The organism is Streptosporangium sp. NPDC050148 (genome assembly GCF_055586505.1).
Genome location: NZ_JBVJIA010000038.1, coordinates 17,022 through 41,438, shown reverse-complemented (window position 1 = coordinate 41,438; position 24,417 = coordinate 17,022). Strand labels below are relative to the sequence as shown.

Sequence of the window (24,417 nt, the reverse complement as noted above, 5' to 3'; positions counted from 1 at the left end):
CGCGGCGGCCTCAGGCGGCGGGCTGTCCCGCGCGGGAGCGCAGGCGGGCGGCGCCGAGCCGCAGCGACAGCGGGTTGCCTCCCGAGGTGACCACGAGATCCGACACCGCCTGGGGGTCGAACGCCCCGCCGACCAGCAGGTCCGCCAGGTGCCTGGCCGCGTCGTCGGTCAGGGGCCGCAGGAACGCCCGGTCGGCCCCCTGCCGGGCCACCAGGTCGTCGAGCGGGTCGGAGCTGGTGACGATGACGCGGCAGTCCGGCCCGCTCGGCAGCAGCGGCAGCACCTGGTCGCCGTGCTCGGCGCCGTCCAGCACGACCAGCAGCCGCCTGCGCGCCGTGCAGCTCCGGTAGAGGGCGAGCTTCTCGGCGGGGTCGGCCGGCATGTCCTGCACCCCGAGCGCCCGCAGGAACCGGTCCATCACCGGTACGGGCCCGGTGCCGCCCATGTCGGCGTACAGCTGCCCGTCGGGGAAGCGGTCGGCCCGGCGGTGCGCCCAGTGCACCGCCAGCGTGGTCGTGCCGACGCCCGCGGCCCCGCACAGCACCATGGCACCCGGCGCGCGGGCGGAACCCAGGATCGCGTCCAGCGTGGCCAGCTCCTCGTCGCGGCCCACGAACGGCAGGACCTGCGGCGGGAGCTGCGAGGGCATCGGCCGGCCCGCGGAGGGCCGCGACGGGGGCGGGCGCATGAGGGCCGACTCGTCCCGCAGGATCTGCTCGTGCAGCCGCCGCAGGGCCGGGCCGGGTTCGAGGCCGATCTGCTTCAGCAGGTAGCGGCGGGTCTCCTGGTAGGTCCGCAGCGCGTCGGCGCGCCGGCCCGCCCGGTACTGCGCCAGCATGAGCTGCGCCCGTACCCGCTCCCGGAAGGGCGACTCGGCCACGAGGGCGAGCAGCTCGGGGATCACCTGGTGGTGGCGGCCGAGCTCGATCTCCAGCACCAGGCAGGTCTCCAGGGCCTCCAGCCGCGACTCGGCCATCCGCGCCGCGTCGTAGCGCAGCCCGCGGATGTCCTCGAACGGCTGGCCGCGCCAGAGCGCGAGCGCGTCGCGCAGCAGCAGGACGGCGTCCTCGCGCTCACCGGCGGCCGCCTGGCCGCGCGAGCGCGCCACCAGCTCCCGGAACCGGAGCCAGTCGATGCTGGCCGGGGCGGCGCGCAGCAGGTAGCCGGGGCTGGAGGTCTCGATCAGGCCCGCGCCGAGCGTGCGGCGCAGCCGCGAGACGCAGATGGCCACCTGCCGCCAGGCGCTCGGGGGCGCCGAGCCCGCCCACACGGCCTCGACGAGCCGTTCCACGCTCATCACGCGGTTGGCGTTGAGCAGCAGGCTGGCCAGGATGACCAGTTCCCTGTTGGCGCTCATGGACAGCTCGGTACCGTCCTTGAACACGGTGAGCGGGCCCAGCACGTGGAACTCGAACGCGGGCGCCCGGCCGGGCGCGGACCGCTCCATCAGGCGGCCAGACGGCGTTCGAGCACGTCGGCGGCGCGGGCCGTGCCGCCCGCCGCCTCGATCTCCCGCCGCATCCCGTCCGCGGCCCGCCGCACGCCCTCGTCCGAGGCGACGGAGAGCACCGTCTCCACCAGGCGGTCGGGGGTGAGGACGGCGGAGTCGAGCACCCGGCCGAGCCCGAGCTCCTCGACGCGGCGGGCACCGAGCCGGTCGATGGCGGTGGCGGGGAGCAGGACCGAGGGACGTCCCAGGTAGAGCGTCTCCATGACGGTTCCCATGCCGGCGTGGGTGACCGCCACCGACGCGTGGCGCAGCACGTCCAGGTGCGACACCCACCGGTGGACCTCGACGTTGGGCGGCAGCGCGCCGAGGTCGGCCGGGTCCATGCCGTCGCCCAGCGTGATCACGGCCCGCCAGGGCAGCTCGGCGAAGGCCCGCACGCAGGTGCGGAACACCTCCGGGCGGCTGCTGAGCACGGTGCCGAAGGACAGCAGCGCGATCGGCAGCCCGTCCCCCGGTGGCTCCCATCCGCTCAGGAAGCGGCGCTCGCCCAGGCAGGGGCCGACGAAGGTGAACCGCTCGTCGAAGGTGTCGCCGGCGAACTGGAAGGCGCGCGGCACGGCGACCAGGGTGGAGTCCTGCACCTCCCACCACAGTTCGGCGGGGTCGGCCTTCACGCCGTGGGCCTCGGCGAGGTCGCGGGTCCTGGCGAGCATGCCGTCCACCCAGCCCGGGAGCTCGGGGACGGCCCCGCCGTCCTCCTCCGCGTAGATGGCGGACAGGAAGGAGAAGTGGGCGTTGGAGGCGAAGACGGGGATGAGCTGCGTGGCGGGCACCCCCCACTTCCTGGCCAGGACGCGCCCGGCGTGCAGGACGGAGAGGTCGTAGACGATCACGTCCGGTCTGTGCTCGGGGCCGATGGCGGCGAGCATCTCCGTGCTCTCGTCGAGGAAGAGCGAGAGCAGGCCGAGCGGATCGTCCTCCAGCTTCCGCAGCTCCACGTCCTGGTAGATCGAGTCGTACGGGAGCACGGTGGCTCCGGCCTGCGTCACCGGCCCGGCCATCGCGGGCGAGGTGAGATAGGTGACCTGGTTCCCCCGGCGGACCAGTTCGGCGACCACGGCGAGGCTGGGAATGACGTGTCCGTGGTCGGGTTGGCACATGAAAAGAAAACGCCCCGTCATTGGATCCTCCCGAGGGCTTTGCGCTTTACGTGCGGTGCCCAATCTAGGGGGGGTGGAAGGGCCGGTCTCCCCTACCGTGCCCCTTATGTTCGCGCCTTTTCTAGGGGTTCCCCCGCTCCGGGAAGGGGTGGTGATCCGGGGCCGCCGGACCCCGGGAGCCGCGCGCCCGCGACGTCCACCCCGGGGCAGGGTAGGGGTCGGCCCGCGGCCGCCGCGTACGGCGGCTCACCGCGGCGCGCGGGACACGCGGGACACGCGGGAGGGTCGTCACCGCACCGCGTACGGCGCCGGGGCGGGCCTGTAGTCCGGGAGCAGCCCGTGCGCCGCCGCCTCGGCCAGGGTGGGCGCGGCGGCGTCGCGCTCCGACAGCGCCGGTGGCCGCCCGCCCGGCAGCGGCAGCGCGAGGTCCTCGTCGAGGACCGACAGGGTGAGGTCGTCCTCCTCGCGGTACTCGGCGGACAGCAGGGAGCACATCACGGTGTCGTCCTCCAGCGCGGCGAACGCGTGACCGGCGCCCGGCGGCAGGTAGACGGCGCGGCCGTTGCCGGCGGTCAGCTCCACCGCCTCCCAGCGGCCGAACGTCGGAGAGCCCACCCGCAGGTCGACGACCATGTCCAGGGCGCGACCGCCGGCGCAGAAGACGTACTTGGCGGTGCCGGGCGGGGTCAGCGTGTAGTGCAGGCCGCGCACCACCCCGCGCCGGGAGACGTTCCGGCCGGTCTGCGCGACCGGGAAGAGCGGGCGGCCCGTCGCGGCGGCGAACGCGCTCTCCTGGTACGGCGAGGCGAAGCTGCCGCGCGGGTCGGATCGGACCTCGGGGTCGAACACGAAGGCGCCGGCCACGGCCAGTTCGCGGTGTCTCACCCGCCGGCCCGCGTTCCCCGGTGATCGGTCATGGCGTTCACCCCGAAAGCGTAGGAACGCCGCGGCCGGGAGCAGAACCCCTATGATTCGCCCCCTCGCGGGGCAGGGGACCGCACGTGAGCAGGGGTTGAGCGGTCCCGGCGGCCCGTGGCAGCGTCGCCACCGGCGGACCGCCGACGAGCGGACGGCCGGCGGGCGGCGGACGGCGCTGTGAGGAGCTTGTCATCACCGACGTACAGGAGTGGCTGCGCGAGACGGCCGGGCACACGTTCATGAGCGTGACCCGGCTGCCCCTGGAGGAGCTGGCCGGCTGGTACGAGGACCGGGAGACGGGCGACATCCGCCATCGCAGCGGCCGGTTCTTCACGGTCGAGGGCCTCGACGTGCGCCGGCCCGGGTGGGCGGTGCCGGCCTGGACCCAGCCGATCATCAACCAGCCCGAGACGGGCATCCTCGGCATCCTGCTCAAGCGCGTGGGCGGGGTGCCGCACCTGCTGATGCAGGCCAAGAACGAGCCGGGCAACATCGACGGGCCGCAGCTCTCGCCCACGGTGCAGGCGACCAGGAGCAACTACACCGGGGTGCACGGGGGGCGGCCGGTGCCGTACCTGGACCTCTTCCGGGAGCCGCGCGGGCGGGTGCTGGCCGACGTGCGCCAGTCGGAGCAGGGCGCCTGGTTCTACCGCAAGCGCAACCGCAACATGGTCGTGGAGGTCGGCGAGGAGGTGGCCGTGGCCGAGGGGTTCCGGTGGCTGCCGCTGCGGCGGGTGCGGGACCTGTTGTCGGTGCCCGATCTGGTCAACATGGACGTCCGGACGGTGCTGGCGTGCCTGCCGGCGCGGGACGGCCGGGCGGACGGCGGGTCCGGCGGTGGGCTCGGCGACAGGTTCGGCGACGGGCTCGCCGGTGGGTCCGGTGGTGGGTCCGGTGGCGGGTTCGGCGCCCTGCTGGAGCGCTCGCGCGACCCGGGCGCGGGCGCCGCACACGGCACGCCGGAGATCCTGAGCTGGCTCAGCGGTGTCCGTTCCACGGTGGACGTCCAGGTCAGGCCGCTGCCGCTCAACCGGCTGCGCGGCTGGCACCGCTCCGGTGGCCGCATCTCGCACGAGAGCGGCGGGTTCTTCGACGTCGTCGGCGTGCGCGTGGAGGCGCACGGCCGCGAGGTGGGCCGGTGGACGCAGCCGATGATCGAGCCGGTGGGCACGGGGCTCGTCGCCTTCCTGGTCAGGCCGGTCCGCGGGGTGCTGCACGCGCTGGTGCACGCCCGCGCCGAGCCCGGCTGCACCGACGTGGTGGAGCTGGCCCCCACCGTGCAGTGCGCGCCGGGCGACTACGACCACCTGCCCGCGCGGGCCCGGCCGGTGCTGCTGGACCAGGTGCTGGAGACGGTGAGGGCCCTGCCCGGGCGGGTGCGCTTCGACACCGTCCTGTCGGAGGAGGGCGGCCGCTTCTACCACGCGCGCAACCGCTACCTGGTCGTCGAGACGGACGAGGATCCGCTGCCCGGCCATCCGTCGTTCCGCTGGCTCGCCCTGCACCAGCTCGACGGGCTGCTGCGGCACAGCTACTACCTGAACGTCCAGGCCCGTACCCTGATCGCCTGCCTGCACGGCCTGACGGGCACGACGGGCACGACGGTGGCGGCGAGCAGAGCGGGCACGACGGTGGCGGCGGGGACGGCGGGGACGACAGGCACGGCGGCCACGGCGGTGGCGGTGGGCGCACACCGGCGGCCCGTCACCGGAGGTGTCCGATGACCCTCGCGAAGTCCTCCATGGCGGGGTCCACCACGGTGACGTAGGTGAACCCGCCGCCGCGGATCCGCCCGGCGATCTGCGCGGGGGGACCGGTGAAGAGGGCCGGCACCTGGCGGCCCACTCGTTCCTGGAGCAGTCCTCGGCGATGAGCACGACCCCGAATCCGGTCGTCTCCGGTCCCCTTCCGGAGGACGGGGCGGTAAAGGCGCCGGGGCCCTGACCCGTCACGGGCGGAATCCGCTCGACCACCTGAACCTCTCTGATCGCAATAAGTCACACATTGGCCACCGTCCACACTCTTTAAATGAGCCTTAATCATCTTTTATGCGTTCGAAGCGATTTCAGGGGTTCGCCTAGGGGTCCCGGAACGGCCGCGCGCGCGGGCGGTCGCCTATCATGCGAAAAGATCCACCGGGACTGACGATCGAATCCCGTTATTTGCGGAGTATGGGGTTGTTCTGTATTTCCCCTGCCTTTAACCGGAGAGACGCACCGGCGATCGGTGGAACGAAAGGTGACTCGTGCGGTACACGAGACTCGGCCCGACGGGGCCGGTCATCTCCAGTGTCGGGCTCGGCTCGCTCGCCCTCACCGGCGTCTACGGGCGTTCCGGGACCGCAGGTGCGGACCGGCTGATCCGGTCGGCGCTCGACGCCGGTGTGACCCTGTTCGACACGGCCGGCTTCTACGCCGGGGGCCGGGTGGAGAGCCTGATCGGCAGGGCCGTCACCGGGCGGCGCGACGAGGTGGTGGTGACCACCCGCGGCGGGGTGCGCCGCCACGGCCCCCGGGGGACGGAGGGGTTCGACGGGCGCCCCGCCTCGCTGGACCGGGACTGCGACGCCTCACTGCGGCGCCTGCGCACCGGCCGCATCGACCTGTTCTACCTGGACTGCCAGGACGAGCACGCGACCGTCGAGGCGAGCGTGTCGCGGCTGTCGGAGCTGGTGGCGGCCGGGAAGATCGGCCACCTGGGACTGACCGGCGGCACCCCCCAGCAGGTGCGCCGGGCGCACGCCGTGCACCCGATCACGGCGCTGGCCGTGGAGTACTCCCTGTGGGGCCGCCGGCCCGCGCCCGGCCTGCTGGCCACCGTGCGCGAGCTGGGCATCGCCGTGGTCGCCGCCCGCCCGCTGGGCCGGGGCTTCCTCACCGGCCGGGTGGGGCCGCACGCGGACTTCGAGCCCGGTGACTGGCGGCGCGCCGACCCCCGTTTCGACCCGGCGGCGCGGCGGTCGGACGCCACCCGTCTCAGGACGCTGGAGGCCATGGCCGCGCGGCTCGACGTGGGCGCGGGAAGGCTCGCGCTGAGCTGGCTCCTGGCCCAGGACGACCACGTCGTGCCCGTCCCGAGCACGCGTGACCCGGTCCACCTGGAGATGAACCTCTCGGCCTCGTCGGTCGAGCTGCCGGTCGAGACCCGCGAGGCGCTGTCCGTGCTCTTCCCGCCCCGGGCCGCGGGTCACTCCTCGCCGCCCCTGCTCTGAGGCGGGATCAGCGAGGCGGCCAGGGCCTTGTTGACGGCGTCGATGCGGGAGGCGGCGTTGAGCTTGACGAAGATGTTGCGCATGTGGCGCTTGACCGTCGCCTCCGCCAGCCCGAGGCGGCGGGCGATCTGGCCGTTGCTCAGCGCCTGCGCCGCGAGCTGCAGCACCTCCAGCTCCTTGCCCGACAGCACTCCGGCCGAGGGCGCCTCCACCCGGGCCAGGCTGCTGCGGGAGACGGCGAGCACCAGGCGGGAGGGCTCCTCGTGGACGCTGCGCACCGCCGAGATCAGCTCGTGCCGGTGCACGCTTTTCAGCAGGTAGCCGCGGATGCCGGCGGACAGCAGCCGGGCGAGCAGGTGGGGCCCGTCGTACATGCTGAGGATGATGATGCCGCTCTCCGGGGAGAGTTCGCGGATGCGGCCGACGGTCTCGGTCACCTCGTCGCCGGGGATCTCCACGTCGAGCAGCACCACGTCCGGCCGGGTCCTCGCCACCACCTGCACCGCGGTGGCGGAGTCGCCGGCCTCGCCCGCCACGACGATGCCGCCCGCCATCTCCAGGATCTCCCGCAGGCCCTCCCTGAACAGGGCGTGGTCGTCGACCAGGACCACGGAGATGCCGGCCCCGCCGGCCTCGCCGGCCTCAGGCGTCACGGCCGCCGCCGGCCCGCCCCTGGAGGGGCAGGAAGAGCTCGACCAGGCAGCCGTTCCCCGGGTCGCTGGAGATGAGCAACCGCCCGCCGAGCAGCCCGGCCCGCTCACGCATGGACGTGAGGCCCACCCCGCCGCGCTCGCGCGCCCGGGCGGGGGTGAAGCCGCACCCGTTGTCCTGGACGGACGCCGACAGCTCGTGCGGCGCGATGTTCACCCGGACGAGGACGGTCTTCGGCCGGCCGTGGGCGAGCGCGTTGCGCACGGCCTCGCGGATGATGAGGAACGCCTCGTCGAGCACCCGCGGCCAGGCCCACGACTCGTCGCCGTTCACGTCCAGCCTGACGGAGACCGCCTCGTCCTCGACGGTCTCCAGGAAGCCCAGCAGGGACTTCTCCAGGCTCCGGACCGGGATCTGCGGGTGCAGCTCTGAGGTGATCTGCCGGAGGTTCTCCATGGTCTCCCTGATGGCCTGCTGGGCGATGCCGATCTTGGCACCGGCGCGGGCGGCGTCGACGGGGCGGTAGACCTCGGACAGCGCGAGCTGCTGGTGGGCGACGCTGACGCCGTGCCCGATGTGGTCGTGCAGCTCGCGGGCGATGCGGCGGCGCTCGTCCTCCTGCTTCTCCTGGACCTGGTTGAGCAGGAAGCTGTGGTAGCTGTCGGCGGACTCCCGGATGCGCTGGGACAGGCTCTCCTCCATGCCGCCGATGACCAGCACGATGACGTCGGCCGGGGACTCGTACGCCTCCGCGATCCGGCGGGTCAGGTGGCGCAGCGCCGCGCGGAAGAACAGCGAGCCCGCCTCGAGCGAGGCCTTGGGATGCACTCCCCCGGCCGCGCGCACGTTCCCCAGCTCCCGCGCCTGGAACCGGTACAGCTCCCCCACCTGTATCTTCCCGGCGCGCAGCGTGGCCGTGACGTCGTCGAGTATGTGATGGGCGGTGCGCAGTGCCTGCTCACGGGCGCCCCGGTCTGAGAAGACGGCGTTTCCGGTGGAACGCAGAGCCGATTCGAACTCGCCGAGTATTTCTTCACGACACGATTCGACTAATTCCGCCGGGTCCCCCGCGGCCCCGTGAGTCACCTCCGGTGTCCCCTCTCCGCCGCCGAGCGCTCCCCAAAACTATGGCGCGAGCAAGAGTCACATGCAATGTTTCAGTCAGATCGGGGACAAAATTACGGTGAGATGAAGAAGGTGTTGCGTCCCCATGAACGCCCCGTACGGACGGCGGGTGCGGCGGCGGTCGCCGTCGCCGGGCCGCCGCGCCGCGGGCAGGGCCGCGACCGCCACCGCGACCACCCCGGCCGCCAGGGCGAGCACGACGCCCGCGAGCGGCACGTGCGTCACCGAGACCGCCATGGCGAACCCCGCCAGGAGCGCGACCGCGGCCCCCACCATGACCTGCCGTGAGACCCGGTCGCCGAGCAGGACGCCGAGGGTGCGCCGGCCCGCCGCCGTGTCCCCCGTGATGTCGGACAGGTCCTTGGCGGGCATGCCGACGAGCACCATCCAGCCGATGGCGACGCCCGCGAACAGCACGAGCGCGGCCGGCAGGGCCACGCCGCCGCCGCCCGTCGCGACGGTGAATCCCGCCAGGTAGGACAGCAGGCCCGACAGGCACAGCACCGCGACCGTACCGCCCGAGCTGTCCTTCAGCGGAGACGGCGGCCCCGAGTACAGGTACCCCAGCGCCAGGTTGGCGGCGACGATCCCGAACATCGGACCCGGCAGGCCCCACGTCGCCAGGAGCGCCAGGCAGGCCGCGCCGGCGGCGACGGCGGCGGCCGTCCGCGTCTCCAGGTCCCCCCTGGCGATGGGGCGGCCGGAAGCGTTTATCCGGTCCTCCGTAACGTCGGTGACACCGTTGTAGAGGTAGACCGCGAGGATCGACAGCACCCAGGCGGCCGTCCCCTGCGCGACCCGCGGGAGGGGGACGGCGACCGTGGCGGCCGGCAGCGCGAGCGCGACACCGGTCAGGTAACGCATGGCCGAGACGGCGAGTACCGAAGGGCGGGCCTCGATGACGCAGAGGGCGAGGGCGTGCGGGGAGATTGCTGCCATGACTCGCATTGTGAGCGGGGGCGGCGCCACCGGTAGGGGGTGATCCGAAAGGTGTAGCGGACGGTACTCCTTTCGATACCGGGTGCGTTTCCCTGGGTCATTCCCGGCGAACTCCCGATCCCCCTGTTGCCCGGCCGCCGGAGCCCCTATAGCGTCCGGCCATAACACCGGTGAATGAACGCGGGGCGGATGATCCTCACCCTAGAAAACGACGCCACGGATTTCCAACCCCTATTTCCAGCTTCCCGAAGAACGAGGGTCACCCACGAAAGGAAGACCATCATGCAGGGTGCCGGACGTTACACCGGATTCATGCCCCTCGATCTGACCGACCGCACCTGGCCGGGCAGGCGCATCCGCTCGGCCCCCCGGTGGCTCTCCACCGACCTGCGGGACGGCAACCAGTCGCTGGCCCGCCCGATGTCCCCCGAGCGCAAGCTCATGATGTTCGACCTCCTGGTGAACCTGGGTTTCACCGAGATCGAGGTCGGCTTCCCCGTCGCCAGCCGGGACGACCACGACTTCGTGCGGCTGCTCATCGAGGGCGACCTCATCCCCGACGACGTGCGCGTCACCGTGCTCACCCAGGCCCGCGAGGAACTCGTCAGGGCCACCGTGGACTGCCTGCGGGGCGCGCCCCGCGCGATGGTCCACATCTACAACGCCACGTCGCCGCAGTTCAGGGACCTGGTGCTCGGCGTCGACCGGGCCGGGTGCCGCGACATGGCGGTACGGGCCACCCGGGTCATGATGGACCAGGCCGAACGCGTGCTCGGCGACTGCGACCTGTCCTACCAGTACTCCCCCGAGCTGTTCAACGAGACCGAGCCGGACTTCGCCCTGGAGGTGTGCGAGGCGGTCATGGACGCCTGGGGGCCGGAGGCGGGCCGGGGGATCGTCCTCAACTTCCCGACCACCGTGGAGCGCTCGCTGCCCAACGTCTTCGCCGACCAGATCGAGTGGCTCGACCGCAACCTGTCGCGCCGCGAGCACGTGTGCCTGTCCGTGCACCCGCACAACGACCGCGGCACCGGGGTCGCCGCGGCCGAGCTGGCCCTGCTGGCCGGGGCCGAGCGGATCGAGGGCTGCCTGTTCGGCAACGGCGAGCGGGCCGGCAACGTCTGCCTGGTGACGCTCTGCATGAACCTGTTCGTGCACGGCATCGACCCGGGCGTCGACCTGTCCGACATCGACGCCGTCCGGCGCACCGTGGAGGAGTGCAACCAGATGCCCGTCCACCCGCGCCACCCCTACGCGGGCGAGCTGGTGTACACCGCGTTCTCGGGATCGCACCAGGACGCCATCAAGAAGGGCTTCGACGAGCACGAGCGGCTCGCGGCCCGTACCGGGGTGCCGGCCGGCGAGCTCCCGTGGCGGACACCGTACCTGCCGGTGGACCCCAGGGACGTGGGGCGCACCTACGAGGCGGTCGTGCGGGTCAACAGCCAGTCCGGCAAGGGCGGCGTCGCGTACGTGATGAGCGCCTGGCACGGGCTCGACCTGCCCCGCGGCCTCCAGGTCGACCTGGCGGCCCGGGTGCAGGCGCAGGCCGACGCCGAGGGCGGCGAGCTGTCCCCGAGCCGGATCGGCGAGCTGTTCCGCGCGGAGTACCTGGACCACGACGCGCGCGGCGGGCCCCGCACGCTCGAGGACGAGCCGGTCGGCGTCACGCTCTGGATCGACGGCGCCCGCGTCCCCGGCGGAGCGTGCGACCTGCGCGCCGTACTCGGCCCGTGGGGCATCGACGTGCGGGCCGTGCACGCGACCGCCCCGGCGCTGGACGAGCGCGAGACGGCCCCGGAGCGCCCCGCCCTCGCCCGCCGCTCCCCGCGCGACGTCGTGGTCTACGCGGAGTGCACCCCAGCCGGCGCCCCCGGCGGGACCGGGGCGGCGAAGGTGGCGTGGGGTGCGGGCATCGGCGCCGACGTGGCCACGGCCGCGTTCTCCGCCGTGCGCGTGGCCGGTGCCCGCCTCGCGGGCCGCGCGCGGCCTGTCCGTCTCCTGCACGAGCCGCGCCGCCTGGCGAACGCCGGCTGACGTGCGAGAGAAGACCGGCGTGACCCGCCTCGTCGCGGGGCGGGGGCCGGGCCGTCCCGGCCCCCGTCCCGGCCCCGTCCCGACCGCCGTCCCGGCCCGCGCGCTCCGTCGGACCGACCGCTTGACCACCGAACGGAGGACCGCCATGGGTGAGGACGTCCAGCGGCACGAGATGACCACGCTGAGGGAGCTCCTGGACGAGGCGGTGGCCGGCAGGGGCCGCGTCGCGATGGTGACCGGCGCGATCGCCACCGGCAAGAGCGCACTCCTGTACGGCCTCGGCGAGCACGCGTTCGGCCACGACGCCCTCCTGCTCACCGCCACGGGCTCGCCCGCCGAGAGCGCGCTCCCGCTCGGCGTGCTCTCGCAGCTCGTGCACGGCGCGTCCATGACCGAGCCGGACCGCGCCACCGCCACCGGCCTGCTCCGCGAGGGCGCCCGCGCGCACCCGGAGGGCTCGCCGGCCGGCGAGCGGGCGGACCTGCTGGTCGTGGACGCGCTCTGCGCCGTGCTGCTGGAGCTGTCGGAGCGGCGCCCGCTGCTCGTCGTCGTGGACGACCTGCACCACGCCGACCGCGTCTCGCAGCTCTGCCTGTCGCACCTGGCCCGCAGGATCGCCTACGCCAGGGTCATGCTGGCCTTCAGCGTGCCGGACGCGCACACCCTCGGCGGCCTGCACGCGGAGATGCAGCGGCGGCCGCACTACCGCGCGATCCGCCTCGGGCACCTGTCCCCCGAGGAGGTGACGCGGCTCGCGTCCGGGGACGCCGGCGCCACGCCGGAGCGCTGGCACGCGCTGACCGGCGGCAACCGGCTGCTGGTGGACGCCCTGCTGGAGGACCACCGCACCGGGGACGGCCGGGGCGAGCGGTACGCCGAGGCCGTGCTCGCCTGCCTGCACCGCGCCGGGGGCGACACCCCCCGGGTGGCGCGGGCACTGGCCGTGCTCGGCGAGGCCGGGCTCGTCCCCCGGCTGCTCGGCGAGAACGGCACGGTCGTCGTCAGGGCGGTCCAGGACCTGACCCGTGCCGGGCTGCTGGACGGCGGCCGGTTCCGCGACGAGGCCGCCAGGTCCGCCGTGCTGGCCGGGCTGGACGAGCACGAGCGCGTCGACCTGTACGGCCGGGCCGCCGAGCTGGCCTACCGCGACGGCGCGCCGGTCCCGGTGGTGGCCGGGCATCTGCTGCGGGCCGGTCAGGCCGGCGAGCCGTGGGCGCTGCCGGTCCTGGAGGAGGCCGCGGCGCGGGCGCTGCGCCAGGACGGCGTGGAGTCCGCGATCGAGTACCTCATGCTGGCCCTGCGGTCCTGCCGGGACGAGCGCCGGCGCGCCAGGATCGCCACCGTCCTGGTGCGGGCCAAGTGGCGGATCGACCCCGGCACGCTCGCCGGGCACCTGGCCGAGCTGACCGAGGCGCTGCGCCGGGGCCACCTGACCGGCGGCGACGCCGTGGTGCTGGCCAAGGCGCTGCTGTGGCACGGCCACGCCGACGACGCCAGGGACGTCCTGGCGCACCTGAGGAGGCTCCAGGAGCTGGACCGGGACGCGGTGGCGGAGCTGGCCGTGGCGCACGCCTGGTTCCGCAGCAGCTGCCCGTCGTTCCTGCCGCACCTGCCCGAGCTGACCGACGAGCAGGCGGGGGGAGCCGCCCACTCCCTCAGCGCGGACCGCCGGACCGAGTCGGCGGACGCGCTGGTGCGCGCGCTGACGGGAGGCCCGCTGCCGGAGACGGCGGCGGCGGCCGAGCGCATCCTGCGCGGCTCGCGGCTGGACGAGATGTCGATGGACACGGTGGAGAGCGCGCTGCTGGCACTGACCTACACCGGCCGGGCCGATCTCGCCGCGCCCTGGTGCGACTCCTTCATCACCGAGGCGGTCTCGCGCCGGGCCCCGAGCCGGCAGGCCCGCCTGTCGGCCATCCGCGCCGAGATCGGCCTGCGCCGGGGCGACCCGGCCGGGGCCGCGGCCGACGCGCAGCGCGCCCTGGAGCTCATCCCGCCGGACAGCTGGGGGGTCGCCGTCGGCGGACCGCTGGGCAGCCTGCTGCTGGCCGGTGTGGCGATGGGCCGTCAGGAGGAGTTCCTGCCGCCCGTCACCCGGCCGGTGCCCGAGGCCATGCTGGAGACCCGGTTCGGGCTGCAGTACCTGCACGGCAAGGGCCGCTTCCACCTGGCGGCCGGCCAGGCCCGACAGGCGCTGCGCGACCTGCGGCTGTGCGGCGAGCTCATGGTCGAGTGGCGGCTCGACAGCGCCGAGTTCATCGCCTGGCGGCTGGACGCGGCGCAGGCCCTGATCGCCCTCGACGAGGTGCGGGAGGCCCGTCTGCTGGTGGAGGAGCAGCTCGCGCGCTCCGGCGGCTCCGGGCGGGTCCAGGGGATGGCGCTGCGCGTGCTGGCCGCCACCGCCGACAGGCGCCACCGGGTGATGCTGCTGCGCCAGTCGGCCGAGCTGCTGCAGCAGGGGGGCGACAGGTACGAGCTCGCCAGGTCGCTGACCGGCCTCACCAGGGCCTACCACGCGGTCGGCGAGTTCCGCCGGGCCGCGGTGCTGGGCCGCCGGGCCCGTGCCCTGGCCGAGGAGTGCCAGGCCGGAGCCCTGAGCCGGATGCTGCCCGACGACTCCGACGGCGCGTGGGCCGGTGAGCTGCCCGGCGCGCGGCCGCCGCTCAGCGACGCCGAGCGGCGGGTGGCGACGCTGGTGGCCGACGGCTACTCCAACCGGGAGGTCGCCGCCCAGCTGTTCATCACGGTGAGCACGGTGGAGCAGCACCTGACGCGCGTCTACCGCAAGCTCAGCGTGGCGCGCCGCGCCGACCTGCCCGAGCCCCTGACCGGGGAACAGCTCTGACCGCACCCGGACGCGGGGACGTCAACCCCTGTTCGCGGGCGGGGCCGGTGGCCGGTTGTGGCCGTCGTTGCCGTCCGTTGACCGGCCGCGCGGGGCCGGGGTTCGATACGGCGACCCCACCTTCGGAGGACTGCCGTGTCTTTCTGGTCCCTGCCTCACTGGTCCGTGCCGGTCGTCACCGCCCTGCTCGCGGCCACCGCCCTGCCGCTCGGCGCCCCGCAGCCCGTGCCGGCCGAGCGCGACCCCGTGTCCCTGGTCAACGTCTTCCACGGCACCAAGGAGGCGGCGCCCGACTTCGACCACGGCGGGGGCGGGGGCATGACCTTCCCCGGCGCCGTCCTGCCGTTCGGGATGATGCAGTGGAGCCCCGACACGGTCTCCGACGCCGGCGGCGGCTACCGGTGGGAGGACGACCGGCTGCGCGGCTTCTCCATGACGCACATCTCCGGGCCCGGCTGCACCGGCGCACAGGACTTCCCGGTGATCCCCGTCTCGGGGACGATCGGCCGCTCGCCCGCCACCCACGGCGAGGACTACGTGCAGACGTTCTCGCACGACAACGAGCGGGGCTCCCCCGGCTTCTACGGCACCACGCTCGACAGCGGGGTCGAGGCCGAGCTCAGCACCGGCATGCGGACGGGCGTGGCCCGCTTCACCTTCCCCAAGGGCAGGCCCGGCACGGTGCTGCTGAACACCAGCGGCTCGGTCAACGGCGTCGACGACGGTGAGACCAGGATCAACGGGAACACCGTCGAGGGCTGGGTGCAGACCGGCGGGTTCTGCGGCCCGCCGACCCGCTACAAGATCTACTTCCACGCCACGTTCGACCGGCCGGTCACCGCGTTCGGCACCTGGAAGGACGGCGAGGTGCGTCCCGGCGGGAGCAGCGTCGCCAACGCCGGACCCGCCAGGGTCAGGGGCGACCTGGTCACCCGCGAGGACGTGACCGTCAACGGGCCGGGCTCGGGGGCGTACCTGCAGTTCGACCCGGAGCGGCCGGTGCAGATGCGGGTCGGGCTGTCCTACGTCGGCCTCGACGGCGCCCGGCGCAACCTCCAGGCCGAGATCGCCGGCAAGGGCGTGGACCAGGTGGCCCGCGAGGCGGCCGGCGTGTGGCGCGAGCGCCTGGGCCGGGTCCGGGTCGGCGGCGGCAGCGAGGACCAGCAGCGCACCTTCTACAGCAACCTCTACCACACGCTGCTGCAGCCGCACGTCTCCGACGACGTGGACGGCACCTACACCGGCAGCGACCACGAGCCGCACCGGGTGCGGCCGGGCCGCCACCACTACGCGACCTTCTCCGGATGGGACATCTACCGCAGCCAGGTGCAGCTCCTCGCGCTGCTGGCGCCGGACGTGGCCGCCGACATCGCGCAGTCGATGTACGACAACGCCCAGGCCCTCGGCAACGTGTGGGACCGCTGGTCGCACCAGACCGCGGTCACCGGCGTCATGGTCGGCGACCCGTACCACTCGATCCTGTCCAGCGTGTACGCGTTCGGCGCGCGCGACTTCGACGCGCGGGCGGCGCTGCGGGCGATGACCGAGGCCGCCAGGCGGACCGGCCCCCGCGACATCGGGCACCCGCTGCTGCAGTACGACGAGCGGCCGGGCAACGCCGCGTACATGCGCCAGGGGCACGTCCCGAACGACCCGTCGGCGACGCTGGAGTACGGCGTGGCCGACTTCGGGATCGCCCAGCTCGCCTCCCGGCTCGGTGACCGGGCCACGGCCACGGAGTTCATGGGACGCGCGCAGGCCTGGCAGCACATCTACAACCCGGGCACCGGCTGGATCCAGCCGCGCCAGGGCGACGGCGCGTTCACCTCACCGTTCGACCCGGCCCACCCGGACGTCTACATGGAGGGCAACGGCGCCCAGTACCACTGGCTGGTGCCGCACAACCCGACCGGGCTGTTCACCGCGATGGGCGGCCCCGGCGAGGTCGTGCCCCGGCTCGACACCTACTTCACCAAGCTCAACGCCGGGCCCGCCGAGCCGTACGCCTACCTGGGCAACGAGGTGGCGATGACGTCGCCGTGGCTGTACGCGTGGGCCGGCCGTCCGTACAGGACGCAGGAGCTGGTGCGGCGGGTGCAGCAGGAGCTGTTCAGGCCGGGCCCGGACGGGCTGGTCGGCAACGACGACCTGGGCGCGATGGGGTCGTGGTACGTGTGGTCGGCCATGGGGCTCTTCCCCGCGATCCCCGGCCGCGCCGAGCTGCTGGTGAACACCCCGCTGTTCGAGCGGGTCACGATCGACCGGCCGGGCGGCGACGCCGACGACATCGTGGTGGACGCCCGCGGCTCCGGGCCGTACATCCGCTCGCTCAGCGTGAACGGCGCGGCGACGGACCGGGCGTGGCTGCCGGAGTCGTTCGCGACCGGCGGCGGACGGCTGAGCTTCGTCCGCGGTACGTCCCCGAACCGGGACTTCGGCACCGACCCCGAGGACGCGCCGCCGTCGTTCGGCACCGGGACCAGGCCGTACCTGGCCGGGTTCAGCCGCGGCAGCGGCCCGGTCGAGCCCGGTGGCACGCTCACCACGGACCTCGCGGTCCGGTCGCTGGGCCGGGCCGCCACGCTCACCTGGGAGGCCAGGCCCCCGGCCGGCGTCACCGTGTCGCCCGCGCGCGGCACGCTCGCCCTGACCGCGGGCGGGCAGGCCCGCCAGGCCCTGCGGATCTCGGTGTCCGGCACCGTGCCGCACGGCATGCTGACGGTGCCGGTCGTCGTGGGCGACCTCACCGCCTCGGTACGGCTCAACGTGGCCGGTCGCGGCACCCCGGAGTGGCACCACAACAACGCCGGCATCGGCCACATGGGCGCTCCCGGCGAGGCCAACATCGACGGGCCCGGCTTCAGCCTCTCGGCGCAGGCCCTGGCCGAGGCCGGTCTCACCCCGGGCGGGCGGGTGACGTCGCGCGACGTCACCTTCACCTGGCCGGACAGGAAGCGCGGCGAGTGGGACAACGTCCGCCCCGGAACGGAGCCGCTGGAGGTGGCCGCACCGGACGGCGCCACCGGCGTCTCCTTCCTGGGAACGGGCGTGAACGGCTGGCCCGAGGCGGACGTCACCGTCACCTACACCGACGGCACGACCGGCACGGGACGGCTCGGCCTCAGCGACTGGATCCTGGACTTCGGCTCGGACGAGCCCCGGTTCGGCAACGAGGTCGTGGCCCGCACCCCGCACCGGCTGTTCTGGGGCTCGTGGGCGCTCCAGCCCGTGCCGGCCCACGTCTACGCGTCGCGGCCCGTCGCCCTGGACCCGGCCAGGAAGGTGCGGAGCCTGACGTTCTCCACTCCCGAGGACGGGCAGCTGCACCTGTTCACCTGGGCGTTCTCCTAGTTCTCCCGGTTCTCCTGGTTCTCCTAGTTCTCCCGGTCCCCGGAAGGGCTCCCGGCCTCACCCGGGAGCCCTTCCGGCCCCACCCGGGCGCGGCCGGGCGCGGCCGGGCGCGTCATCGGCGCGCCCACACCGGCTCGGCGCCCCGGACGCTCACCATGACCGAGTACAGGGACGTCGTGGCGGTGACGAAGACGCGGTTGCGCTTCAGGCCGCCGAAGACGAGGTTCGAGGCGCTCTCGGGCAGGAGCAGCCTGCCCAGCAGCGTCCCGTCCGGATGATAGGCGTGGATCGCCGGGCCGACGGCGGCCCAGAGGCGGCCGGTCTCGTCCAGGCGCATGCCGTCGTAGCTCCCCTCGCCGTCGTGCTCGGCGAACACCTCGCCGCCCGTGAGGGCGCCGTCATCGCTGACCTCGAAGACCCGCACGTGGCGGCGCTCGGTGTCGGCGACGTACAGCAGGCGCTCGTCGAGGGAGAAGGCCAGGCCGTTGGGGCGGGCGAAGTCGTCCGCCACCACGCTCACCTCGCCGGTGCCGGGGTCGACGCGGTAGACGTGGCAGCCGTCGATCTCCTGCTCGGCCCGGTGCCCCTCGTAGTCGCTGAGGATGCCGTACGGCGGGTCGGTGAACCAGACCGACCCGTCGGAGCGCACCACCACGTCGTTGGGGCTGTTGAGCCGCATGCCGCGCCACCGGTCGGCGAGCACGGTGACCGAGCCGTCGTGCTCGGTCCGGGTCACCCGGCGCGCGCCGTGCTCGCACGAGACGAGCCTGCCCTCGCGGTCGAGGGTGTTGCCGTTGACGTACCCGGCGGGCTCCCGGAACGGCCCCACCCGGCCGGTCATCTCGTCCCACCGCAGCATGCGGTCGTTCGGGATGTCGCTCCAGACCAGGTAGCGGCCCGCGGGGACGTACACGGGCCCCTCGGCCCAGCGCGTGCCCCGGTGCAGCCGCTCGACGTTACGGTCGCCGGAGACCCCCGCGATGCGGCGGTCGAACGCTTCGAACTCCAGGGGAACGATATCCACCGGGCACCTCCTCGGTGCCCCACCTTCTACCAGGATCCACCCCGCCGGGCCAAGGGCGGGGCGCTATCCCATGTCCTCCAGTTTCCGGCCCTTCGTCTCCTTCACCTTGAACATCACGAAGATGAACGACAGCACGGCGAAGGCCGTGTACCCCACGTAGGCGCCCGCCAGGCTCCACTCCGACAGCGACGGGAAGGAGACGGTGATGAGCCAGTTGGCCACCCACTGGGCGGACGCCGCCACCGAGAGCGCGGCGGCCCTGATCCGGTTGGGGAACATCTCGCCCAGCAGCACCCAGACGACCACGCCCCACGACAGGGCGAAGAACAGCACGAAGACGTGCGCGGCGACCAGCGCGACCGTGCCCTGCGTCTCGGGCAGCCTGACCGTCTCACCGTTCGGGACACCGGCGCTGAACGCCCACGCGGCCACGGCGAGCGACACCGCCATGCCCACCGATCCGATCAGCAGCAGCGGCCTGCGGCCGATCCTGTCGACCAGCGCGATGGCGATGAACGTGCCGACGATGTTGATGATCGAGGTGGAGAAGCTGATCAGCAGCGAGTCCGACTGGTTGATGCCGACCGACTGCCACAGCGACGCCGAGTAGTAGAAGATGACGTTGATGCCGACGAACTGCTGGAACACCGAGAGCAGGATGCCGATCCAGACGATCGGCAGCAGGCCCAGCCGGGAGCCGCGCAGGTCGCGCAGCCGGGGCCGGTGCTCGCTGCGCAGCGAGTTCTCGATCTCGGTGATCCGGGCGTCCAGGTCGGTGCTCTCGCCCTCGACCTCGCCGAGCACCTTGCGCGCCTCGGCCGACCTGCCGACCGCGACCAGGAAGCGCGGCGACTCCGGGATGATCGTCGCGAAGATCAGGTAGAGCACGGCGGGGACCAGGCAGGCGCCGAGCATCCACTGCCAGGCCTGCAGACCGAGCAGCTCGTTGTTGACGTCGCCCCCGGCCCGTTCCGCGATCGCGTAGTTGACCAGCTGGGAGACGGCGATGCCCAGCACGATGGCCAGCTGCTGGAAGGAGCCCAGGCGTCCCCGGTAGGCGGGCGGGGCGACCTCCGCGATGTAGGCGGGGCCGATCACCGAGGCCATTCCGATGCCCACGCCGGCGAGCACCCGCCAGAAGGCCAGGTCCCACACGGTGAAGGGCAGCGCCTGGCCGACGGAGCTGACCGCGAACAGGATCGCGGCCACCTGCATGGTCCTGGTGCGGCCCCAGCGGTCGGCCAGCCCTCCGGCGATCCACGCGCCCAGGGCCGATCCCAGCAGCGCGATCGCCACGACGAAGCCGGTCTGCACCGCGTCGACCCTGAAGTACTTCTCGATCCCGGTGACGGCGCCGTTGATGACGGCGCTGTCGTACCCGAAGAGGAAGCCGCCGATCGCCGCGGCGGCGGTGATGAAGATGACGTGCCCGATGTTCTCACTGGAGGTCCCCGAGGGGGCAGTGCCGGCCATGAGAGTCCTTTCCCCCGAAAAAGGGCTTGAGACATCGAACCTCCGGCTCCCGTGGCGGCCGCGCGCCGCCGCCCGCCCGTCGGTGGCCCGCCCTCGCCCCGCCGGCGTGCTCAGAGCCTAGGGACCAGGGCGGATACGGCTATCGTCACAGCGCGGGAGATGTCTCCTTCTTCATCCGGCTTTGTCGAAAAATCACAGACGGGGGTCGACCGGCTCGGACTCCAGCGCCAGGACGGCGAAGACCGCCTCGTGCACCCTCCACAGCGGCTCGCCCCCGGCCAGCCGGAAGAGCGCCTCCAACCCCAGGGCGTGCTCGCGCAGAGCCAGCGAGCGCTTGCGTCCCAGGAACCTGTTGCGCAGCACGTCCAGGCTCTCGGTGTAGTCGGGTCCGTAGACGATCCGCAGGTACTCCCGGCCGCGCACCTTGACGCCCGGCTGCACCCGGCTCCGTCCCTCCGGCACCTGGACCGGCTTGACCACCATGCCCTCGCCGCCCTCGGCCGTCAGCGCCTCCCACCAGGCGGTGGCCGCCTCGACCGACTCCGGCGAGGAGGTGTCGGCGAACACGTGCCGGGTCGGCGCGATCAGCGGGTCGTCGAGCCGCGCCAGCATCTCCAGGTGCCAGGTCCGCGGTTCGGTGGCGGCGGTCGCCCGGCCCTCGCAGGCAAGGATCTGGAACGGGGCCAGCCGGACCCCGTCCAGGTCCGCGACAGGCCAGCAGTAACGTGCATATGCCTGGCTGAAACGGGCAGCGTTGACGGAGCGGCGGCGGGTGCGGTCCAGCAGATCGCTCACATCCAACCCGCGCCCGGCCGCCGCCTCCAGCACGGCGATCGCCTCCGGCAGCGCCGCGCGGGCCGCGGCGCCCACCGACGCGTACTGCTCGCGGATCAGCCCCTCGGCCTTGACCGACCAGGGCAGCAGCTCGCAGTCGAGGACCAGCCAGTCCGACCCCAGCTCCCGCATCAGCGGCGCGCACGCCTTCCTGAGCCGGTCGACCAGCGCGCCGGTGTCGGCGAAGAACGGCCTGCCGGTACGGGTGTAGACCGCCCCCGCGGTGCCGTCGGTGACGCCGAACCGCGCCGCCGCCACGTCCGGGCCGGCCGCCAGCACCACGACCGCCCGCGAGCCCATGTGCTTCTCCTCGCACACCACCCGGTCCACCCCGGCGGCGGCGAACTCGGCGAACGCCTCCGCGGGGTGCTCCAGATGGCCCTCCAGGCGCGAGGTCTGCGCGGGCGCCATCGTCGGCGGCAGGTAGACCAGCCAGCGCGGGTCGACCGCGAACCGGCTCATGATCTCCAGGGCGGCGGCCGCGTTCTCCTCGCGGACCTTGACGGCGCCGCCGCCGTACCGCACCTCGACGTGCCGGGTGCCCCGGACGTCCTCGACCGAGAGCACGCCGGGTTCGCGGTGGGCGTGGTCGCGGTGGCCGGGGGCGGTGAGCGGCCGTACCGGCTCGTACCAGACGCGCTCGGCCGGGACCGAGACGATCTCCTTCTCGGGGTAGCGCAGCGCGGTGAGCTCCCCGCCGAAGACGGCGCCGGTGTCCAGGCAGATCGTGTTGTTGACCCACTCGGCCCGCGGGACCGGGGTGTGGCCGTAGACGACCATGGCCCGGCCCCGGTACTCCCGCGCCCACGGGTAGCGCACCGGCAGGCCGTACTCGTCGGTCTCGCCGGTGGTGTCGCCGTACAGCGCGAAGGCGCGCACCCGGCCGGACGCGCGGCCGTGGTAGGCCTCCTTGAGCCCGGCGTGGGCGACGACGAGCCGGCCGCCGTCGAGCCGGTAGTGACTGACCAGCCCGTCCATGAAGGCCAGCGCGTCCCGCCGGAACTCCTCGGGCTCGGCGGCGAGCTGGTCCAGCGACTCCTGCAGGCCGTGGGCCACCCTGACCTTGCGCCCGCCCAGCGCGCGGGCCAGCTTCTGCTCGTGGTTGCCCGACACGCACAGCGCGGTCCCGGCCGCGACCATGCCCATGACCAGCCGCAGCACGCCCGGCGAGTCGGGCCCGCGGTCCACCAGGTCACCGACGAACACCGCGGTCCTGCCCTCCGGGTGGACCGCGCCGGTGCCGCCGGGCTCGATCTCCCAGCCCAGGGCGCGCAGCAGCGTCTCCAGCTCGGAGCGGCAGCCGTGCACGTCGCCGACGATGTCGAACGGGCCGGTCAGCTCGCGCCGGTCGTTCCACGCCCTCTCCGTGGCGACCGTGGCGGCCTCGATCTCCTCGGGGCCGCGCAGCACGTGGACCCGGCGGAACCCCTCGCGGGAGATCCTGGCCATGGAACGGCGCAGGTCCTTGCGCTGGCGGGTGATCACGTGCGCGCCGAAGTCCCGATCGGGCCGGCTCCGGTTACGCTCGGCCGCCAGCTCCTCGGGCACCTCCAGGACGATCGCGTCCACCAGCACGTCGTGCGACCTGGCCAGCTCGACGAGCTTCTTGCGGGCCTCCCACTGGACGTTGGTGGCGTCCATGACCGTCAGCAGCCCGCGCCGCAGGCGGGTGCCGACGATGTAGTTCAGCACGTCGAAGGCGTCGGCCGTGGCGGTCTGGTCGTTCTCGTCGTCGGAGACCAGCCCGCGGCAGAAGTCGGAGGAGATCACCTGGGTCGGCCCGAAGTGCCGGCGCGCGAAGGTCGACTTCCCGCTCCCCGACACCCCCACGAGCACGACCAGCGACATCTCCGGTACGACGATCTCAGTCATCTCCACCTCCCGCGCCACCGTCCACGCCGCCACCGTCCGCTCCGCCACCGTCCGGGCCCGTGTCGCCGGCGTCCACCGGGCCGAACACGGCCATCTGGGTGGGCGGTCCCACCAGCGGGTCGTCGTCCCCCACCGGGACGAACCCGACGCGGTAGCCGTACTCGCCGCACACCTTCGCCGCCCACGCCCGGAACTCGGCGCGGGTCCACTCGAAGCGGTGGTCGGAGTGGCGCGGGCCCACGAGGGAGGCGTAGTGGACGTTGTACTCGACGTTGGGGGTCGTGACGATCACGTGGCCCGGCCGGGCGGTGCCGAAGACCACCCGCTCCAGCGCCTCCAGGCGCGCCGGGTCGACGTGCTCGACGACCTCCATCAGCACGGCGGCGTCGTACCCGGCGAAGCGGTCGTCGGTGTAGGTCAGCGCGCCCTGGAACAGCTCCAGCCGCTCCCGCCGCCGTTCGGGCATCCGGTCGAGCCGCAGGCGCCGGGCGGCGATCGCCAGGGCCTGCGAGGACACGTCGGTACCGGTCACCCTGGTGAAGCGGGGCCGCTCCAGCAGCGCCCCGACCAGGCGGCCGGAACCGCAGCCGAGGTCGATGACGCTGCTCGCGCCCACCCGCTCCAGCGCCGCGAGCACGGCCTCCAGCCGCAGGACGTTCAACGGCCGCCGGGCCGGCGGCTCGGGAGACGGGGCGTCGGGCGGCGCGGGCGGGACGGTGAGCTCCTGCTCGATCGGCGGGTCGAGCTCGTCCTCGACGTCGTCGCCGATCTCGGCGAGCCTGGCGAAGGCCGCGCGGGTCAGCGCCAGGCGGCGGCCCAGGTAGCGGCGGGTGATCAGGCCACGCTCGGGGTGGGTGCCCAGCCACGACTCGCCCGCCCTGATCAGCTTGTCCACCTCGTCGGGGGCCACCCAGTAGTGCTTGGCGTCGTCGAGCACCGGAAGCAGGACGTAGAGCTGGTTGAGCGCGTCGGCCAGGCGGGCCTGCCCGCGCAGCACCAGCCGGACGTAGCGGGAGTCGCCCCACTCGGGGAATCCCTCGTCCAGCGGCAGGGCCCGCGCCTCGACCCCCCAGCCCAGCGGCTCGAAGAGCCGGTGCGCGAGCTCGGGCCCGCCGCGGCAGGGCAGCACCGGCAGCGTGAGCTCCAGCGGGATCGGACGGGCGGCCAGGTCGGGGCGGGCGTCGCAGCGGCCGGTGCGCGCCGTGCGGAACACGTCGGCCAGCGTCACGGCCAGCAGCGACGACGCCACGTACGGCCGGTCGTTGACGTACTGGCCCAGCGCGTGGTCCGCGGTGGAGCGGTCGCGCGAGCGCACCAGCCGGACCGGGTCGACCTCGAGCATCAGCGCGGCCGTGCAGCGCTCCTCGCTCGCCTCCGGGTACAGCACGCGGGCCACGCCGTAGGAGCGGTCGAACTCCTGGACCCGGTCCGGATGCTTGTGCAGCAGGAATCCGAGGTCCGTGGCCGGCCGTGCGGTGGTGGATATCGTCAGCAGCACCGGCTCAGTGTGCCGCACGACCGGCGGGA

The 24,417-nt window shown here is 73.6% G+C and carries 16 protein-coding genes; 5 read left to right on the top strand and 11 right to left on the bottom strand.

Annotation, left to right across the window (positions count from 1 at the left end):
* Positions 1–10: 10 nt before the first annotated feature.
* The 3 genes from ACZ6RT_RS31615 to ACZ6RT_RS31605 form a co-directional block, all read right to left on the bottom strand.
* Positions 11–1,447 carry an AfsR/SARP family transcriptional regulator gene (locus ACZ6RT_RS31615; RefSeq protein WP_470157522.1) on the bottom strand — a complete coding sequence of 479 codons (1,437 nt, stop codon included), beginning with the start codon at positions 1,445–1,447 and terminating at the stop codon, positions 11–13.
* A complete protein-coding gene (locus ACZ6RT_RS31610) occupies positions 1,447–2,610 on the bottom strand; it encodes a macrolide family glycosyltransferase (protein WP_470157521.1) in 1,164 nt (387 codons plus the stop codon). The genes ACZ6RT_RS31615 and ACZ6RT_RS31610 overlap by 1 nt, the downstream gene beginning before the upstream one ends.
* Positions 2,611–2,898: 288 nt before the next feature.
* The gene (locus ACZ6RT_RS31605; RefSeq protein WP_399186712.1) at positions 2,899–3,495 is read right to left on the bottom strand and encodes a dTDP-4-dehydrorhamnose 3,5-epimerase family protein; all 597 of its coding nucleotides are present in this window, start codon (positions 3,493–3,495) and stop codon (positions 2,899–2,901) included.
* A 224-nt stretch (positions 3,496–3,719) separates the two neighbouring features.
* On the opposite strand from ACZ6RT_RS31605, the gene ACZ6RT_RS31600 reads away from it, so the two are divergent.
* Entirely contained in the window at positions 3,720–5,252 is a 1,533-nt protein-coding gene (locus ACZ6RT_RS31600) for an NDP-hexose 2,3-dehydratase family protein (RefSeq protein WP_470157541.1), read from the top strand.
* Here ACZ6RT_RS31600 and ACZ6RT_RS31595 read toward each other — a convergent pair.
* Positions 5,233–5,361 carry a hypothetical protein gene (locus tag ACZ6RT_RS31595; protein WP_470157520.1) on the bottom strand — a complete coding sequence of 43 codons (129 nt, stop codon included), beginning with the start codon at positions 5,359–5,361 and terminating at the stop codon, positions 5,233–5,235. The genes ACZ6RT_RS31600 and ACZ6RT_RS31595 overlap by 20 nt on opposite strands.
* A 412-nt stretch (positions 5,362–5,773) precedes the next feature.
* Here ACZ6RT_RS31595 and ACZ6RT_RS31590 point away from each other — a divergent pair, with 412 nt between their 5' ends.
* Positions 5,774–6,739, top strand: a complete 966-nt coding sequence (locus tag ACZ6RT_RS31590) for an aldo/keto reductase (RefSeq protein WP_470157519.1) — start codon at positions 5,774–5,776, stop codon at positions 6,737–6,739.
* Here the strand turns inward: ACZ6RT_RS31590 and ACZ6RT_RS31585 are convergent.
* The 3 genes from ACZ6RT_RS31585 to ACZ6RT_RS31575 all read right to left on the bottom strand — a co-directional run bounded on the left by ACZ6RT_RS31585 (position 6,715) and on the right by ACZ6RT_RS31575 (position 9,454).
* Positions 6,715–7,392, bottom strand: coding sequence for a response regulator transcription factor (locus ACZ6RT_RS31585; RefSeq protein ID WP_399186715.1), 678 nt, complete (start codon positions 7,390–7,392; stop codon positions 6,715–6,717). The two genes, ACZ6RT_RS31590 and ACZ6RT_RS31585, sit on opposite strands and share 25 nt — an antisense overlap.
* Positions 7,382–8,278, bottom strand: a complete 897-nt coding sequence (locus ACZ6RT_RS31580; protein WP_470157518.1) for a sensor histidine kinase — start codon at positions 8,276–8,278, stop codon at positions 7,382–7,384. The genes ACZ6RT_RS31585 and ACZ6RT_RS31580 overlap by 11 nt, the downstream gene beginning before the upstream one ends.
* Before the next feature lie 273 nt (positions 8,279–8,551).
* A complete protein-coding gene (locus ACZ6RT_RS31575; protein WP_470157517.1) occupies positions 8,552–9,454 on the bottom strand; it encodes a UbiA family prenyltransferase in 903 nt (300 codons plus the stop codon).
* Between the two features lie 282 nt (positions 9,455–9,736).
* Here ACZ6RT_RS31575 and ACZ6RT_RS31570 point away from each other — a divergent pair, with 282 nt between their 5' ends.
* From ACZ6RT_RS31570 to ACZ6RT_RS31560, 3 genes are all read left to right on the top strand, one after another.
* Positions 9,737–11,491, top strand: a complete 1,755-nt coding sequence (locus ACZ6RT_RS31570; protein ID WP_470157516.1) for a 2-isopropylmalate synthase — start codon at positions 9,737–9,739, stop codon at positions 11,489–11,491.
* A gap of 145 nt (positions 11,492–11,636) precedes the next feature.
* Complete coding sequence (locus ACZ6RT_RS31565) at positions 11,637–14,336, top strand: AAA family ATPase (protein ID WP_470157515.1); 2,700 nt, start codon at positions 11,637–11,639, stop codon at positions 14,334–14,336.
* A 135-nt stretch (positions 14,337–14,471) separates the two neighbouring features.
* Positions 14,472–17,687, top strand: coding sequence for a GH92 family glycosyl hydrolase (locus ACZ6RT_RS31560; protein WP_470157514.1), 3,216 nt, complete (start codon positions 14,472–14,474; stop codon positions 17,685–17,687).
* Between the two features lie 112 nt (positions 17,688–17,799).
* Here the strand turns inward: ACZ6RT_RS31560 and ACZ6RT_RS31555 are convergent, their stop codons facing one another.
* The 4 genes from ACZ6RT_RS31555 to ACZ6RT_RS31540 form a co-directional block, all read right to left on the bottom strand.
* Complete coding sequence (locus ACZ6RT_RS31555) at positions 17,800–18,711, bottom strand: SMP-30/gluconolactonase/LRE family protein (RefSeq protein ID WP_470157513.1); 912 nt, start codon at positions 18,709–18,711, stop codon at positions 17,800–17,802.
* A gap of 63 nt (positions 18,712–18,774) precedes the next feature.
* Positions 18,775–20,184: a sugar porter family MFS transporter gene (locus ACZ6RT_RS31550; protein WP_399186722.1), complete on the bottom strand. Its 1,410-nt coding sequence runs from the start codon at positions 20,182–20,184 to the stop codon at positions 18,775–18,777.
* A 192-nt stretch (positions 20,185–20,376) separates the two neighbouring features.
* Positions 20,377–22,890 carry a polynucleotide kinase-phosphatase gene (locus ACZ6RT_RS31545; protein ID WP_470157512.1) on the bottom strand — a complete coding sequence of 838 codons (2,514 nt, stop codon included), beginning with the start codon at positions 22,888–22,890 and terminating at the stop codon, positions 20,377–20,379.
* On the bottom strand, positions 22,883–24,388 hold the full coding sequence (locus tag ACZ6RT_RS31540) for a 3' terminal RNA ribose 2'-O-methyltransferase Hen1 (protein ID WP_399186724.1): 1,506 nt from the start codon (positions 24,386–24,388) through the stop codon (positions 22,883–22,885). The genes ACZ6RT_RS31545 and ACZ6RT_RS31540 overlap by 8 nt, the downstream gene beginning before the upstream one ends.
* Positions 24,389–24,417 lie beyond the last annotated feature (29 nt).